The following is a 15,239-nucleotide window of genomic DNA, read 5'->3' on the forward strand; positions in this document are numbered from 1 at the left end:
ATCTAATATCAAATAAAATATCGGGAAGACAGGATTCGAACCTGCGACACCTTGGTCCCAAACCAAGTACTCTACCAAGCTGAGCTACTTCCCGTATAGATAGAAAAAATGAAGTCCTAGGAGACTTCTTTTCTATGCACCCTAGAGGAGTCGAACCTCTAACCGCCTGATTCGTAGTCAGGTACTCTATCCAGTTGAGCTAAGGGTGCTCTTTCCTATGCCGAGGACCGGAATCGAACCGGTACGATTGTTTCCAATCGCAGGATTTTAAGTCCTGTGCGTCTGCCAGTTCCGCCACCCCGGCTTCCTCAAGCGAACGACGGGGTTCGAACCCGCGACCCCCACCTTGGCAAGGTGATGTTCTACCACTGAACTACGTTCGCATTCGCTTCTTTCCTTTAATGCCGGCTACATGACTTGAACACGCGACCCTCTGATTACAAATCAGATGCTCTACCAACTGAGCTAAGCCGGCTTATCTCCTATGCGGGTGAAGGGACTTGAACCCCCACGCCGTTAAGCGCCAGATCCTAAATCTGGTGCGTCTGCCAATTCCGCCACACCCGCCTGTGACTATGACCCGTACTGGGCTCGAACCAGTGACCCTTTGATTAAAAGTCAAATGCTCTACCAACTGAGCTAACGAGTCTCTCTAATGTATCTCTATACACTAAAACGGTCCCGACGGGAATCGAACCCGCGATCTTCGCCGTGACAGGGCGACGTGATAACCGCTACACTACGGGACCTATTAAGCTTTTCCGCTTAAAGAAATGGGAGTTAACGGGATCGAACCGCTGACCCTCTGCTTGTAAGGCAGATGCTCTCCCAGCTGAGCTAAACTCCCAAAAAGGAAGTATCTCTACTTCCTATCCTTGCTAAGCGACTACCATATCTCACAGGGGGCAACCCCCAACTACTTCCGGCGTTCTAGGGCTTAACTTCTGTGTTCGGCATGGGTACAGGTGTATCTCCTAGGCTATCGTCACTTAACTGCTGAGTATCTAACACACTCAAAATTGAATAACGTCTCAAATTGTAAAAGATTTACCTCTACGCTATCTTTCTCAATGAAATTGTACTCCAGCTAGATCCTTACTAGATCTGCCTTCATTACTTAAGTAATTGTATTCGAACTAAAAAGCTAGTGATTTAGATAAATCATACGCTTTTCTTCACGTTCTCATTACTTCTTCTCGGATAAGTCCTCGAGCTATTAGTATTAGTCCGCTCCATTGCTCACACAACTTCCACTCCTAACCTATCTACCTGATCTTCTCTCAGGGCTCTTACTAACATAACGTTATGGGAAATCTCATCTTGAGGTGGGTTTCACACTTAGATGCTTTCAGCGTTTATCCCTTCCCTACATAGCTACCCAGCGATGCTCTTGGCAGAACAACTGGTACACCAGCGGTAAGTCCACTCTGGTCCTCTCGTACTAGGAGCAGATCCTCTCAAATTTCCTTCGCCCGCGACGGATAGGGACCGAACTGTCTCACGACGTTCTGAACCCAGCTCGCGTGCCGCTTTAATGGGCGAACAGCCCAACCCTTGGGACCGACTACAGCCCCAGGATGCGACGAGCCGACATCGAGGTGCCAAACCTCCCCGTCGATGTGAACTCTTGGGGGAGATAAGCCTGTTATCCCCAGGGTAGCTTTTATCCGTTGAGCGATGGCCCTTCCATACGGAACCACCGGATCACTAAGCCCGACTTTCGTCCCTGCTCGAGTTGTTGCTCTCGCAGTCAAGCTCCCTTATACCTTTACACTCTGCGATTGATTTCCAACCAATCTGAGGGAACCTTTGGGCGCCTCCGTTACCTTTTAGGAGGCGACCGCCCCAGTCAAACTGCCCGTCAGACACTGTCTCCGATAGGGATTACCTATCCGGGTTAGAGTGGCCATAACACAAGGGTAGTATCCCAACATCGCCTCCATCGAAACTGGCGTCCCGATCTCTTTGGCTCCTACCTATCCTGTACATGTGGCACAGACACTCAATATCAAACTGCAGTAAAGCTCCATGGGGTCTTTCCGTCCTGTCGCGGGTAACCTGCATCTTCACAGGTACTAAAATTTCACCGAGTCTCTCGTTGAGACAGTGCCCAAATCATTACGCCTTTCGTGCGGGTCGGAACTTACCCGACAAGGAATTTCGCTACCTTAGGACCGTTATAGTTACGGCCGCCGTTTACTGGGGCTTCAATTCATACCTTCGACTTACGTCTAAGCACTCCTCTTAACCTTCCAGCACCGGGCAGGCGTCACCCCCTATACATCATCTTACGATTTAGCAGAGAGCTGTGTTTTTGATAAACAGTTGCTTGGGCCTATTCACTGCGGCTCAGTTACACTGAGCACCCCTTCTCCCGAAGTTACGGGGTCATTTTGCCGAGTTCCTTAACGAGAGTTCTCTCGATCACCTGAGGCTACTCGCCTCGACTACCTGTGTCGGTTTGCGGTACGGGTAGAGTATAAATTAACGCTAGAAGCTTTTCTTGGCAGTGTGACGTCACTCACTTCGCTACTAAACTTCGCTCCCCATCACAGCTCAATGTTACAGATAGAAGCATTTGACTCCTATCACACCTCACTGCTTAGACGTGCTCTTCCATTCGCACGCTTGAGTTAGCCTACTGCGTCCCTCCTTCACTCTATACTCTAGTACAGGAATCTCTACCTGTTGGCCATCGGATACACCTTTCGGTCTCTCCTTAGGTCCCGACTAACCCAGGGCGGACGAGCCTTCCCCTGGAAACCTTAGTCTTACGGTGGACAGGATTCTCACCTGTCTTGCGCTACTCATACCGGCATTCTCACTTCTATGCGTTCCAGCGCTCCTCACGGTACACCTTCACCACACATAGAACGCTCTCCTACCATCCCCTAAAGGATCCACAGCTTCGGTAAATTGTTTTAGCCCCGGTACATTTTCGGCGCAGGGTCACTCGACTAGTGAGCTATTACGCACTCTTTGAATGAATAGCTGCTTCTAAGCTAACATCCTAGTTGTCTGTGCAACCCCACATCCTTTTCCACTTAACAATTATTTTGGGACCTTAGCTGGTGGTCTGGGCTGTTTCCCTTTCGACTACGGATCTTAGCACTCGCAGTCTGACTGCCGACCATAATTCTTTGGCATTCGGAGTTTATCTGAGATTGGTAATCCGGGATGGACCCCTCACCCAAACAGTGCTCTACCTCCAAGAATCTTTCTGTCGACGCTAGCCCTAAAGCTATTTCGGAGAGAACCAGCTATCTCCAAGTTCGTTTGGAATTTCTCCGCTACCCACAAGTCATCCAAGCACTTTTCAACGTGCCCTGGTGCGGTCCTCCAGTGAGTTTTACCTCACCTTCAACCTGCTCATGGGTAGGTCACATGGTTTCGGGTCTACGTCATGATACTATGGCGCCCTCTTCAGACTCGGTTTCCCTACGGCTCCGTCTCTTCAACTTAACCTCGCATCATAACGTAACTCGCCGGTTCATTCTACAAAAGGCACGCTCTCACCCATTAACGGGCTCGAACTTGTTGTAGGCACACGGTTTCAGGTTCTCTTTCACTCCCCTCCCGGGGTGCTTTTCACCTTTCCCTCACGGTACTGGTTCACTATCGGTCACTAGGGAGTATTTAGGGTTGGGAGATGGTCCTCCCAGATTCCGACGGGATTCCTCGTGTCCCGCCGTACTCAGGATCCTGCTAGGTATAAAGACTATTTAAAATACGAGGCTCTTACTCTCTCTGGCAACCTTTCCCAAGGTTTTCTTCTATAATCTTTAAGTCCACATCGCAGTCCTACAACCCCGAGAAGTAAACTTCTCGGTTTGCCCTCTTGCCCTTTCGCTCGCCGCTACTCAGGCAATCGCTTTTGCTTTCTCTTCCTGCAGCTACTTAGATGTTTCAGTTCACTGCGTCTTCCTCCTCATCTCCTTAACAGAGATGGGTAACAGGTAGTACCTGCTGGGTTCCCCCATTCGGATATCCCTGGATCTACGCTTACTTACAGCTCCCCAAGGCATTTCGTCGTTTGTCACGTCCTTCTTCGGCTCCTAGTGCCAAGGCATCCACCGTGCGCCCTTACTAACTTAACCTTATCTTTGACCTCTCAGTCATATACTCATTAATATTCACAGCGTTTTCGGTTTATTTTCTTGTTACTATTTGATATCGTTATTCAATTTTCAATGTGCTAATCTTAGGATATTAAGAGACGGTTCGCTTGCGAAAACTTCTGTAGAAAAATAGGAAACTGACGCTGTGTTCGTCGAACACAAGGAAGTTTATCTTTTTTCCTAAGAAGTTAGTCTCATATGCAACTTCACTTCTTTATTAAGTTCAGTAGGATTCTATCCTAATGGAGCCTAGCGGGATCGAACCGCTGACCTCCTGCGTGCAAAGCAGGCGCTCTCCCAGCTGAGCTAAGGCCCCACAAGACCTCTCAAAACTAAACAAGACAAACTCAATGGCTTCCGTTTTTTCCTTAGAAAGGAGGTGATCCAGCCGCACCTTCCGATACGGCTACCTTGTTACGACTTCACCCCAATCATCTATCCCACCTTAGGCGGCTGGCTCCTTACGGTTACCTCACCGACTTCGGGTGTTACAAACTCTCGTGGTGTGACGGGCGGTGTGTACAAGGCCCGGGAACGTATTCACCGCGGCGTGCTGATCCGCGATTACTAGCGATTCCGACTTCATGTAGGCGAGTTGCAGCCTACAATCCGAACTGAGACTGGCTTTCAGAGATTAGCTTGCCGTCACCGGCTTGCGACTCGTTGTACCAGCCATTGTAGCACGTGTGTAGCCCAGGTCATAAGGGGCATGATGATTTGACGTCATCCCCACCTTCCTCCGGTTTATTACCGGCAGTCTCGCTAGAGTGCCCAACTCAATGATGGCAACTAACAATAAGGGTTGCGCTCGTTGCGGGACTTAACCCAACATCTCACGACACGAGCTGACGACAACCATGCACCACCTGTCACCGATGTTCCGAAGAAACTTCCTATCTCTAGAAATAGCATCGGGATGTCAAGACCTGGTAAGGTTCTTCGCGTTGCTTCGAATTAAACCACATGCTCCACCGCTTGTGCGGGCCCCCGTCAATTCCTTTGAGTTTCAACCTTGCGGTCGTACTCCCCAGGCGGAGTGCTTAATGCGTTAGCTGCGGCACTAAGTCCCGGAAAGGACCTAACACCTAGCACTCATCGTTTACGGCGTGGACTACCAGGGTATCTAATCCTGTTCGCTCCCCACGCTTTCGAGCCTCAGCGTCAGTTACAGACCAGAGAGCCGCTTTCGCCACCGGTGTTCCTCCATATATCTACGCATTTCACCGCTACACATGGAATTCCACTCTCCCCTTCTGCACTCAAGTTAAACAGTTTCCAAAGCCTACAATGGTTGAGCCACTGCCTTTCACTTCAGACTTTTCTAACCGCCTGCGCTCGCTTTACGCCCAATAAATCCGGACAACGCTCGGGACCTACGTATTACCGCGGCTGCTGGCACGTAGTTAGCCGTCCCTTTCTGGTTAAGTACCGTCACAGTATGAACTTTCCATTTTCACACTCGTTCTTCCTTAACAACAGAGCTTTACGATCCGAAAACCTTCTTCACTCACGCGGCGTTGCTCGGTCAGGGTTCCCCCCATTGCCGAAGATTCCCTACTGCTGCCTCCCGTAGGAGTCTGGGCCGTGTCTCAGTCCCAGTGTGGCCGATCACCCTCTCAGGTCGGCTATGTATCGTCGCCTAGGTAGGCCATTACCCTACCTACTAGCTAATACAACGCAGGTCCATCTACTAGCGATGCAATTGCATCTTTCAAGCATCTAACATGTGTTACATACTGTTATGCGGTATTAGCTATCGTTTCCAATAGTTATCCCCCTCTAATAGGCAGGTTACCTACGCGTTACTCACCCGTTCGCAACTCACAGTCTATGGTGTAGCAAGCTACGGTATAAACTGTGCGTCCTACTTGCATGTATTAGGCACGCCGCCAGCGTTCGTCCTGAGCCAGGATCAAACTCTCATATAAAGTTTGAGCTCTCACTCATTTCTGTCACTGACAGATTTATTGTTTCTTTTTAATGTTTGACGGACTGTTCTTAAACAGTCGCCTGCACATTGGTTCGTCTTGTTCAGTTTTCAAAGGTCTTTGTCGCCCCTCAAGCGACAACTATCTTAGTATATCACCTCCTTCTCTTCTTGTCAATACCTTTTTTCATCTTTTTTTATTTTTCTTGTTTTTTGTGACCTTTGAAAAAGAAAAGTTCTGAAATGAAGTTAGCCAGCTGATGATATGAAAAAACGCCTCAGATAAGTACTTGCGCTGGTCATACGAAATAGAAAATATGTATAAAATAAAAATTCTATGACCTATTATCATAGAACTTTTATATCATTTTTCTATATATTTATTGTTTATCTCTAACAATCATCTCAGCTATCCTATTTATGACTTAATTTTCTAGTCAAAAAATCACCAGCAAACTGAATGGCAAAGATAAGTACAATAATAATGATCGTTGCTAAAATAGTTACATCGTTATTATAGCGATTGAAGCCATAAGCAATCGCAACATTCCCGATTCCTCCAGCACCGACAGCACCAGCCATTGCAGTCTCGCCAACGAGAGAAATAAGAGTGACTGTTGTCACACGAATCAAATCTGGCAAACCTTCACGTAGATAGACACCAACTAGGTCACCGAAAGTCGCTCCGCTTGCCTGAGCAGCTTCAATAACACCGCCGTCCAATTCGGCGAGAACAACTTGAACTTGGCGAGCAAAAAAAGCAAATACGGCAAAAGAAAGTGGTACAATAGCTGCGTTTGGTCCAATACTAGTCCCCACAATCAAGTGTGAAAAAGGTGAAAGAACAGCTAACAAAATAATAAATGGGATGGCGCGGAAGATAGACGTGATTTTGTCTAAAATCCAAAAAACTATTTTATTTTCCAAGACACCACCTGGAGCAGTCAAAACAAGAAAAAGCCCTGCAATTAACCCCAATAATCCACCAATAATAAAAGAAATAACTGTCATATATAACGTCAAGTAAATAGCTGTTCCCCAGCCAGCTTGACCGCTCCAACCCATTCGATAAACATTCGGCAAGTATGTTTGAATAAAGTTTTCCATCTATGCTTCTCCCTTCAATACTGTCAATTGAACACCAGCTTCACGAATGGCTGCTTTAGCCGCTGTTAGATTTTCCTTTTCACCAGATAAAACAACGACCAATTCTCCGACAGGTGTTCCACCTAAAATTTCAATATTTCCATAGAGTATATTGGCAGTAACTTGATGATGTTTGTAAATTTCATTCAGCAAGGGTTCATCTGTAGAGGTTCCTGCGTACTTCATTTGCACCAAGAGACTATTTTTCGCCAAATGTTTGACAATTTCTTGTTGCTCAATCTTGCCCATAGCTTCATCAATTCCTGTTGCAGTCGCGATGAAGTCTTTGGTTAAGTCTTGCTGAGGATTAGAGAAAATATCCAAAACAGAACCTTCTTCAATCAGTTGACCGTCCTGCATAACTGCGACACGATTAGCGATGTCTTTGACAATTTGCATCTCATGAGTAATCAAAACAATTGTTAATCCCAGCTTTTGATTTAAATCTTGTAAAAGAGCTAAAATTTGTTTAGTTGTTTTTGGATCTAGAGCTGAGGTTGATTCATCAGAAATCAAGATTTTAGGGTCATTTGCTAAAGCACGCGCAATGGCAACCCGCTGTTTTTGCCCTCCGGAAAGCTGAGAAGGATAATTTTCAGCACGATCGGCTAAACCGACCAACTCCAACAGGGTACGCACTTTTTCTTTCTTTTCTTCTTTTGATAGACCAGAATGTTTCAACGCAAAAGCGACATTTTCTTCTGCCGTCAATTGACTCATCAGATTAAAATGTTGAAAAATCATGCCGATGTCTTGACGTTTGCGGCGCAGCTGTTCTGCTGTCAAGGTTACTTTATTGTCAAAAAGAACATCATCATCTACAATAATTTTCCCGCTCGTTGGAACTTGCAGTAGGTTAATGACACGAACCAAGGTTGATTTCCCAGCCCCAGAATAACCGACAATTCCATAGATATCTCTTTCTTGAATATGAATCGTCACATCTTTAACTGCTTGAATCTGACGTTTCTTTTGTTGAAAGGTTACATCAATGTGATCTAACTGAATCATTTCTTTACTCATAACTTGCAATCAGCTCCTCTACTAATTCAATATGGGTGTAATAATCTACAATGCGGACATTTTCGTCACCGCCATGGTCTCGACTATTCGCATTTCCAAGTCCAAAGGCGACCATTGGTACCTCAAGTGCTTCAAATACCGTGTGCATCGGTCCTGTACCTGCTGTAGTTGGTAAGACAGAAACTCCTTTTTGATAGAATTTCTTAGCTAGTTCAATGACATTTAAAATCGGCAACGCACTCATATCACTACGATAGCTCATTTCTCCCAAAGTATAAACTAATTCTACCTTATCAAAACCATTTTTGTCGAGTTGTTTGCGAATCAGTTCCAATACTCCATGTGGTTCCAGTCCTGGCACTAAGCGAACCTCTACTTTTGCCGAAGCTTCTGACGGAAGAATCGTCTTCACTCCTTGACCTTGGTAACCAGAAGTAATTCCTTCAATGTTCAAAGATGGTTCAAAGAAAATTCGATTTAAAAAAGATTTTTTCTCTTCTTGTAATAAAGGTAATTCCAAACCATAAATAGTTTCTACTTCTTCTGGACTGCGCTGAGCGTATTGTTCCACTAAAGCTAACTCTCGTTGATTAGGTGTGATTACTTGATCATAAAGCCCTTCTACCTGAATACATCCATCCTTATCTCTCAAGCTAGCAAGGGCGTTCAACAAGTACCAAGAAGCCGAATCAATCACACCACCAAAGCTAGAATGAATATCCACTTCCGCACTTTTGACCTTCATATCAAAGGTCACAATTCCCTTGTTCCCACCAGAAATTTCTAGTTGACCCAAAGAATTTTTAATTCCTTGTTCCCAAACGAGAAGATCTGCCCCTTGCAGAAGCACCTTGTGTTTGGCTAGGTATTTTTCTAAATCAACAGAAGCAGACTCTTCTGCTCCTTCCATCATAAAAATGACATTGACAGGTAACGTTTTATGCTTTTGTAAATATTTTTGCATAGCCGTCAAACGCGCGATAATATGTCCTTTGTCATCATCTACTCCGCGACCATACATGCCACCGTCTCGAATAGATAAGGTAAATGGATCATCTGTCCAAATCTGATCGCTATCTGCCGGAACCGTGTCGTAGTGATTATAAAAAATAATTGTCTTAGCTGTAGGGTTTGAACTTTTAAACTTCGCTATCACAAATGGCGCTGTATAGTTGTCATCTAATTCCACCTCCGCACCAGCTCTTGTAAAGATTTCTTTTAGATAAGCAGCCACTTCTTGTAAACCGACTTGTTGAGCGAAGATTGATTTTTTAGCAATCAAAGTTCGTAAAATGGCGATATATTCTTGTGTTACTATATCTTGTTCAAATTTTTTAATTTGCTCTTCTTCACTTGAAAATGTCATATTTTCTCCTTATAGAATGGCGACAAAACTCAGTCGGTAATTCCAACTGAGTTTTTAGACTGAAATACAGCTAATGAAATAAAGATTACCAAACCGGTTGGTCTAAACCGTCTGATGTTTCTTCAACCACTTTTTTCACTTCATCTGAATGATAAGCTTTAATGAGTTTCTTAATGGCATCTGCTTTTGGAGATTTTTCCCAATCTTTTTTAGCTGCAATGATGTTAAACCATTGTTTTGAATTTTTATCTTTCGGTTCAATGAACAAGGCTTTTTTATAGTCCAATTTTGCTTCTGTTACAAATGTATTGTTTACAACGGCTGCATCTACTGAAGTCAATGAGCGAGCTGTTTGACTAGCATCCAATTCTGTAATTTTCAATTTTTTCGGATTTTCTTTGATATTTGCCACAGTTGCCAATTCATTTCCAGACTTGTCTAATTTAATCAATCCTGCAGATTGCAATAAATTAAGCGCTCGACTTTCATTTGTCGCATCATTTGGAACTGCAATTTCTGCACCATTTGGAATTTGATCTACTTTCGTATATTTATTTTTTCCATTTTTGGTACCAGAGTAGAGGCGAATTGGTGAGATATAAGTTTCAGCAGTTGCAACTAAGTTTTGCTTGTTTTCCTTGTTCCAGTTGTTCAAGAAATAGTAATGTTGGAAAGCATTGATATCCACTTCACCATCAGCGACCGCTTTATTTGGTTGCGAGTAGTCCGTAAATTCTGTAAATTTCAACTTGATATTATCTTTTTTCAACAATTCTTGAATCTTGTCCCAGCGTTTTTCCTCTGAGTCACTCTTTGTCATTACACCAACTTTAATCGTTTTGGCGTCGTCACTTTTATTTTCTGAACCACAAGCTGCTAAGCCAATCACTGCTACAGCTGCTAGAGCTGTTATTCCAAACCATTTTTTAAATTTCATTTTCTGTCTCCTTTAAAAATCTTATGAAAATAGTATCGCACATATTTACCTGATTGACAAATTGTTATTTCATAACAAAGGGTATAGTTATAAACTATAACTGTTTTGTGTAAGAAAACCAGCTGAAACTTTGAAACTAGCTGGCTTTACATTCTCTTATTTCACATCTGCTTCTACTGGCAAGTAACTACCGCCAAAGAATTTTTGGGATAGTTTTTCCAGAGTTCCGTCTTTATACAACTCTTGAATACGCCTATTAACAAATGTTTTCAACTCATCTTGTCCTTTTGCTAAAAGTGGATAAACATAAGGTTGTTGGTCACTTGGTAAATCAATCACTTTCAAGTTGTCCAGTTTTTGATTTTTAATGACTGTTTCTACACCAATTTTATCAAAAATCTTATAATCAAACTTACCGTCGTTTAAATGACTCATAATCTGTTGAAAATCTGCTTTTGTATAGCTAATTTTCGTTGGATTGCCAGAATGTTCTTGGTTGTATTTTTCTAATTGTGCTGCAGTCGTTGTCCCTTGTACAACTTCTGTTGTTTTCCCACCAATATCATCCAGCGATTGAATGCTTTTATCAGATTTTTTCACCACTAAAACGTTTGGATTTTTAGCAGTTGGAGCTGCATACAAATACTTTCCTGCACGTTCTTTTGTATAGCTGATATTGTTGACCGCCATTTGGTAGCGATCACTATCCAGACCTGCGAAAATACCTGACCACTCTGTTGTTTCAAATTTTACCTTGTATTTGTCAGAATCTTTGAAGATCGCACGAACGACTTCGATTTCATAACCTGTTAGTTTACCATTTTCTTCATAGTTAAACGGCTTGGGTGAAGCATTCGTTGCGACTTTAATTTCTGTTTTTCCAGATGAAGTCGTTGATTTTGAATTGGAGCACGCTGCTAAAGCTCCTATTGTCAAAAGCCCAAGGGCTGTTAAAGAAGAATATTTTAACACTTTTTTCATATTCCTATAATAACCTCTTTCATTAAGATAAATCTTATCATATCAAATATTTTCCTTCTTGACTATTATTTGATTTTTATCAAAGTGATAGATTTTCTTTATCAAGTAGAGCTAAACGAAATCAGATTTTTACCAACCATTGATACATTTGACGAATAGTGGAAAACTCAATTACTTTTCTAAACTAGCTGCGCGCGTTAAAGCGACATCAATATTAGCACAAAAGTTGTCTGCACCAACTCTATCAATAAAGCTTGCTTTTTCCATGACATGATAAGGTTGTTCGTTGACATTTGCCAAGGAGCTCTTCAAGAGCATCCAATCCTGAAATATCCATTGCAGACACACTGCGCATACGAAGAATTAAGACATTTTTACCTTGTTCAGACAAAATAAGTCCTTGATTTGTCCAACGATGATTCCAACGGCAATTTCAAGGGTAAATCCAACAGTGATGGTCTTTGAAATAAATTTAATCAGATCATCAAAATGCAACAAACCTATGCCGATGAGCATAAGACCAGCTAAGAAAGCAGCCACTGTCAGACCAGCCAGAACGTATTGCGCAATAATTCCATAAATGATAACAACCAAAGCGGCTGTTGGCTCACCAATCTGAACACGACTCCCACCTAAAAAAGGAAATGAAAAAACCAACTACAACAGCTGTATAAAGATCTTGCTCTAGATTGACCCTCGAAGCAATCGCTAAAGCAATTGACAATGGTAAGGCAATAATTGCCACGATAATCTAGCTACAAGGTCTTTGACAAATTGTGCACCCGAATAATTCTTTACCATACTAAAAACTTAGGATTGATATGCTTAAAAGCGTCCATTTCCCCTGTTCCCAGACGCTTGCGAGAATCTTATTACCATTGTAATATAACCCCATGTAAAATCTCTAGATGACCTGAATATGAAAACTTACCAGAAAAGGCGATAGTTATTTCACCAACGCCTTTAACAATTATTCTCATTCGTTTCTATCCTTTAGTGAGGAGATAGAAAAGCTGGCTAAACCAAGTCCAAGCATTGTCAGTGCAGCCTTAGTGTCCACTTTTCCTAAAGCAGATAAAACCACTACAACAATCCCCATGGCTACTCCAAGTCCTCTCAACACGGTGTCAACAATATCAGATTTTCTATTTTTCTTGTTTTCTTTCATCACTGTCTGTCCTTGCATCAGCTCATCTACCGATGTATCAAACAGGTCTGCTAATTTAGGAATGGTATTAATATCTGGATAGGATAAATCTCTTTCCCATTTTGAAACAGCCTTATCAGTGACCCCCATCTTTTCAGCCAGTTCTAATTGTGTCATCCCTTTTGCTTTCCTTAATGATGAAATCATCATACCTAGTGTTTGTTTTTTCATCAGATTTTTCCTCCCTCCATTTGCTAATTATATTGTAGCACCTTTTCTTACAAACTCAATCGACCAATAGTTTACTTCTCTCAACTTATAGTTTATCACTGGTTTGTCTGCTTTTTACGCTCCTTATTTGAATTTTTAGAATAAACTAAGCTACAACAAGCAGTCTTGGAAACCAACCTCACTCTTCAACTACATATTATTAGCTAGCCACCTTTTCTACCAAACTTCATGTCTACTCTATCAAAGTAAAGAAGATACTAGCTCAACATACTTACGGTCTTATAACTAAATTTCTTAAAAAACACTGAGAGATTAGTAAGTAACAAAAAAAGAGACTGGGACAAAATTATCTCAGTCTCAATCTGTATTAGTAAAAAACTCTTGACGCAGTAGCTGTCGGACTCTTTCTTCACTATTAAAATCCTTCTACATTTGTATAAATCTTTTGGACATCTTCGTCGTCTTCTAAAACAGCATACAACTTTTCAAATGTTTCTAAATCTTCGCCTGATAATACCACATCAGATTGTGGAATCATTTCCAATTCGGTAACTTGGAATTCTTCTACACCAGATTCGCGGAGAGCAGTCAAGGCTTTGTGCAAATCTGTTGGTGCTATATAAACGGTGATAGTACCGTCTTCTGCTTCAACGTCATCTACGTCTACATCTGCTTCTAACAATTGTTCAAAGACGCTATCTGCATCGTCTCCTGCAAACACAATCACACCTTTATTATCAAACATATAAGACACTGAGCCACTCGCTCCCATGTTTCCACCATTTTTACCAAAGGCAGAACGAACATTTGCTGCGGTACGATTGACATTTGAAGTTAGTGTATCCACAATAAGCATTGAACCATTTGGACCAAAGCCCTCATAACGTCCTTCAGTAAAGGTTTCGTCTGTATTTCCTTTTGCCTTATCTAACGCTTTGTCAATAACATGCTTTGGCACTTGCGCTTGCTTCGCACGTTCAATAACAAATTTCAAAGCTGAGTTCGATTCTGGATCTGGCTCTCCTTTTTTAGCTGCTACATAGATTTCAACACCAAATTTAGCATAAACTTTTGAGTTTGCACCGTCCTTGGCAGTTTTTTTCGCCACAATATTGGCCCATTTACGTCCCATTGGATGTTCTCCTTTAGATTTTCACTTTTTCAATCTTTTTTATTATATCACAAGTCAGGTTGAATTTCACTAGCAAATTATTGACAATAACCAGCTCTATAAAATAATTTTTGCATCAATCTACCATTATCGGGATTTTCCCAAAATTCTGCTCTTCTAGCTGGGCATTCCCTAGCTGATAAATACAATCAGCTCGCTGGGTTAAGGAATCCCATGGTTCTTGACCGATGCGACTGACGAAGTCTGTTTTCCCTTTCATCTTTTTAAGATGTTCTCGACCTGCTTGAGTAAAGCCCAAGATATGAATACCGCTAGGCAACTGATCATTTCTTGCACCGACCAAAATATAAGTCAGAATTCGTCTGATTCGTGCTTTCGTATATCGCTTGGTTGCGACTTGTTCGACCAACTCCTCTACGCTATAACTGGTTTTCACTGCTTCCTGCAAGCGTACCGAAAGTTCTCGATTAACCTGATAAAAACTCGTCAAATCGGGATGACTGATAATCTGGTAACGCAGCAAAGGATAAAGTGCTGACCAGGTCACTTTGGGAGACTGAATCAGCAGTTCATGAGCCGGGGTAAATTTCTCCAGAAAATCTGGATAATTAAGACGCTCTCTAAGAGCCGTAGCTGAGGCATATTTTAAATTTACGACTTGCGAATGATAGCCAGCTCCTTGACGCTTGATTGGAAGAATCTCAATAGCCTTTCCAGCACAAGCTTTGGCATAAGAAAGTCCTAAAATGTGATTGGGTGTATTGCCTGTGAATTTCACACCAGCAAACTTTTCCCACATTTTCTGTGTTTTCTGTGGATAAGACAAATCATCTGGCAAACTTTGTACGTAGTCCACCATTTTCTGTTGATTATCTATATAAATCTGTGAAAAGTGTTGATAATCTAAGACCTCTTCCGTGCCAAAGGTCAACTTATTCACACTAAGGCGCTCTAAAATATCTACTGCTCCTTGTGCGAAGTAGTCAGCTGACTGAACAGCCACCAAAAATGGTAATTCAACCACCAAATCAGCGCCATTTCGCAGAGCCATTTCCGCGCGTGTCCACTTATCCACAATCGCAGGCTCACCACGTTGGACAAAATTACCGCTCATAGCAATAATTTTCAAACCTTTAGCCTGCTCTAGCAAGTATTTATGACCATTGTGGAAGGGGTTGAATTCTGCAATGATACCGGTGATAGTCATGTGGCGCTCCTATTTACTATTCAT

9 protein-coding genes, 10 tRNA genes, 3 rRNA genes and 1 pseudogene are annotated in these 15,239 nt (G+C 42.5%); all 23 read right to left on the reverse strand.

Annotated elements, in window-relative coordinates:
- Positions 1-20 precede the first annotated feature (20 nt).
- Positions 21-94, reverse strand: a tRNA-Pro gene (locus tag SanJ4206_RS07350).
- 41 nt (positions 95-135) lie between these two features.
- A tRNA-Arg gene (locus SanJ4206_RS07355) sits at positions 136-209 on the reverse strand.
- A 9-nt stretch (positions 210-218) separates the two neighbouring features.
- Positions 219-304, reverse strand: a tRNA-Leu gene (locus SanJ4206_RS07360).
- A gap of 7 nt (positions 305-311) precedes the next feature.
- Positions 312-383 (reverse strand) — tRNA-Gly (locus SanJ4206_RS07365).
- 19 nt (positions 384-402) lie between these two features.
- Positions 403-475 (reverse strand) — tRNA-Thr (locus tag SanJ4206_RS07370).
- 10 nt (positions 476-485) lie between these two features.
- Positions 486-567: transfer RNA gene (locus tag SanJ4206_RS07375), tRNA-Leu, on the reverse strand.
- Between the two features lie 9 nt (positions 568-576).
- Positions 577-649: transfer RNA gene (locus SanJ4206_RS07380), tRNA-Lys, on the reverse strand.
- Between the two features lie 27 nt (positions 650-676).
- Positions 677-749, reverse strand: a tRNA-Asp gene (locus tag SanJ4206_RS07385).
- 25 nt (positions 750-774) lie between these two features.
- Positions 775-847, reverse strand: a tRNA-Val gene (locus tag SanJ4206_RS07390).
- A 30-nt stretch (positions 848-877) separates the two neighbouring features.
- Positions 878-993 (reverse strand): 5S ribosomal RNA (gene rrf / locus SanJ4206_RS07395).
- Positions 994-1,196: 203 nt separating this feature from the next.
- Positions 1,197-4,097 (reverse strand): 23S ribosomal RNA (locus tag SanJ4206_RS07400).
- 264 nt (positions 4,098-4,361) lie between these two features.
- A tRNA-Ala gene (locus SanJ4206_RS07405) sits at positions 4,362-4,434 on the reverse strand.
- Between the two features lie 56 nt (positions 4,435-4,490).
- Positions 4,491-6,046: ribosomal RNA gene (locus tag SanJ4206_RS07410) — 16S ribosomal RNA — on the reverse strand.
- Together the 16S, 23S and 5S rRNA genes with 10 tRNA genes alongside form the textbook arrangement of a ribosomal RNA operon.
- Positions 6,047-6,459: 413 nt before the next feature.
- Positions 6,460-7,152 (reverse strand): methionine ABC transporter permease, encoded by a 693-nt coding sequence (locus SanJ4206_RS07415; protein ID WP_003028872.1) that lies wholly within the window; start codon positions 7,150-7,152, stop codon positions 6,460-6,462.
- Positions 7,153-8,214 (reverse strand): methionine ABC transporter ATP-binding protein, encoded by a 1,062-nt coding sequence (locus SanJ4206_RS07420; RefSeq protein WP_003028871.1) that lies wholly within the window; start codon positions 8,212-8,214, stop codon positions 7,153-7,155.
- A complete protein-coding gene (locus SanJ4206_RS07425) occupies positions 8,207-9,580 on the reverse strand; it encodes a M20/M25/M40 family metallo-hydrolase (protein WP_003028867.1) in 1,374 nt (457 codons plus the stop codon). Before SanJ4206_RS07425 ends, SanJ4206_RS07420 begins: the two co-directional genes overlap by 8 nt.
- Before the next feature lie 85 nt (positions 9,581-9,665).
- Positions 9,666-10,517: a MetQ/NlpA family ABC transporter substrate-binding protein gene (locus tag SanJ4206_RS07430; RefSeq protein WP_003028865.1), complete on the reverse strand. Its 852-nt coding sequence runs from the start codon at positions 10,515-10,517 to the stop codon at positions 9,666-9,668.
- A gap of 156 nt (positions 10,518-10,673) precedes the next feature.
- Positions 10,674-11,498: an amino acid ABC transporter substrate-binding protein gene (locus tag SanJ4206_RS07435; RefSeq protein ID WP_003028861.1), complete on the reverse strand. Its 825-nt coding sequence runs from the start codon at positions 11,496-11,498 to the stop codon at positions 10,674-10,676.
- Positions 11,499-11,669: 171 nt separating this feature from the next.
- Complete coding sequence (locus SanJ4206_RS10050; RefSeq protein WP_255261429.1) at positions 11,670-11,798, reverse strand: hypothetical protein; 129 nt, start codon at positions 11,796-11,798, stop codon at positions 11,670-11,672.
- 81 nt (positions 11,799-11,879) lie between these two features.
- Positions 11,880-12,337: pseudogene (locus SanJ4206_RS10070) on the reverse strand (SulP family inorganic anion transporter); the annotation flags it as partial.
- Between the two features lie 137 nt (positions 12,338-12,474).
- Complete coding sequence (locus SanJ4206_RS07445; protein ID WP_003028855.1) at positions 12,475-12,876, reverse strand: helix-turn-helix domain-containing protein; 402 nt, start codon at positions 12,874-12,876, stop codon at positions 12,475-12,477.
- Between the two features lie 415 nt (positions 12,877-13,291).
- A complete protein-coding gene (locus SanJ4206_RS07450) occupies positions 13,292-14,008 on the reverse strand; it encodes a YebC/PmpR family DNA-binding transcriptional regulator (protein WP_003028853.1) in 717 nt (238 codons plus the stop codon).
- A 115-nt stretch (positions 14,009-14,123) separates the two neighbouring features.
- Positions 14,124-15,215: a nucleotidyltransferase gene (locus SanJ4206_RS07455; RefSeq protein ID WP_003028852.1), complete on the reverse strand. Its 1,092-nt coding sequence runs from the start codon at positions 15,213-15,215 to the stop codon at positions 14,124-14,126.
- Between the last annotated feature and the right edge of the window lie 24 nt (positions 15,216-15,239).

Source organism: Streptococcus anginosus (assembly GCF_001697145.1).
Taxonomy (GTDB): Bacteria; Bacillota; Bacilli; order Lactobacillales; family Streptococcaceae; genus Streptococcus; species Streptococcus hominis.

Bases quoted from the DNA above. Each gene is read 5' to 3' on its own strand.
- SanJ4206_RS07445 (WP_003028855.1), bottom strand. From the start codon at position 12,876: ATGAAAAAACAAACACTAGGTATGATGATTTCATCATTAAGGAAAGCA.
- SanJ4206_RS07420 (WP_003028871.1), bottom strand. From the start codon at position 8,214: ATGAGTAAAGAAATGATTCAGTTAGATCACATTGATGTAACCTTTCAA.
- SanJ4206_RS07450 (WP_003028853.1), bottom strand. From the start codon at position 14,008: ATGGGACGTAAATGGGCCAATATTGTGGCGAAAAAAACTGCCAAGGAC.
- SanJ4206_RS07415 (WP_003028872.1), bottom strand. From the start codon at position 7,152: ATGGAAAACTTTATTCAAACATACTTGCCGAATGTTTATCGAATGGGT.
- SanJ4206_RS07430 (WP_003028865.1), bottom strand. From the start codon at position 10,517: ATGAAATTTAAAAAATGGTTTGGAATAACAGCTCTAGCAGCTGTAGCA.
- SanJ4206_RS07455 (WP_003028852.1), bottom strand. From the start codon at position 15,215: ATGACTATCACCGGTATCATTGCAGAATTCAACCCCTTCCACAATGGT.
- SanJ4206_RS07425 (WP_003028867.1), bottom strand. From the start codon at position 9,580: ATGACATTTTCAAGTGAAGAAGAGCAAATTAAAAAATTTGAACAAGAT.
- SanJ4206_RS07435 (WP_003028861.1), bottom strand. From the start codon at position 11,498: ATGAAAAAAGTGTTAAAATATTCTTCTTTAACAGCCCTTGGGCTTTTG.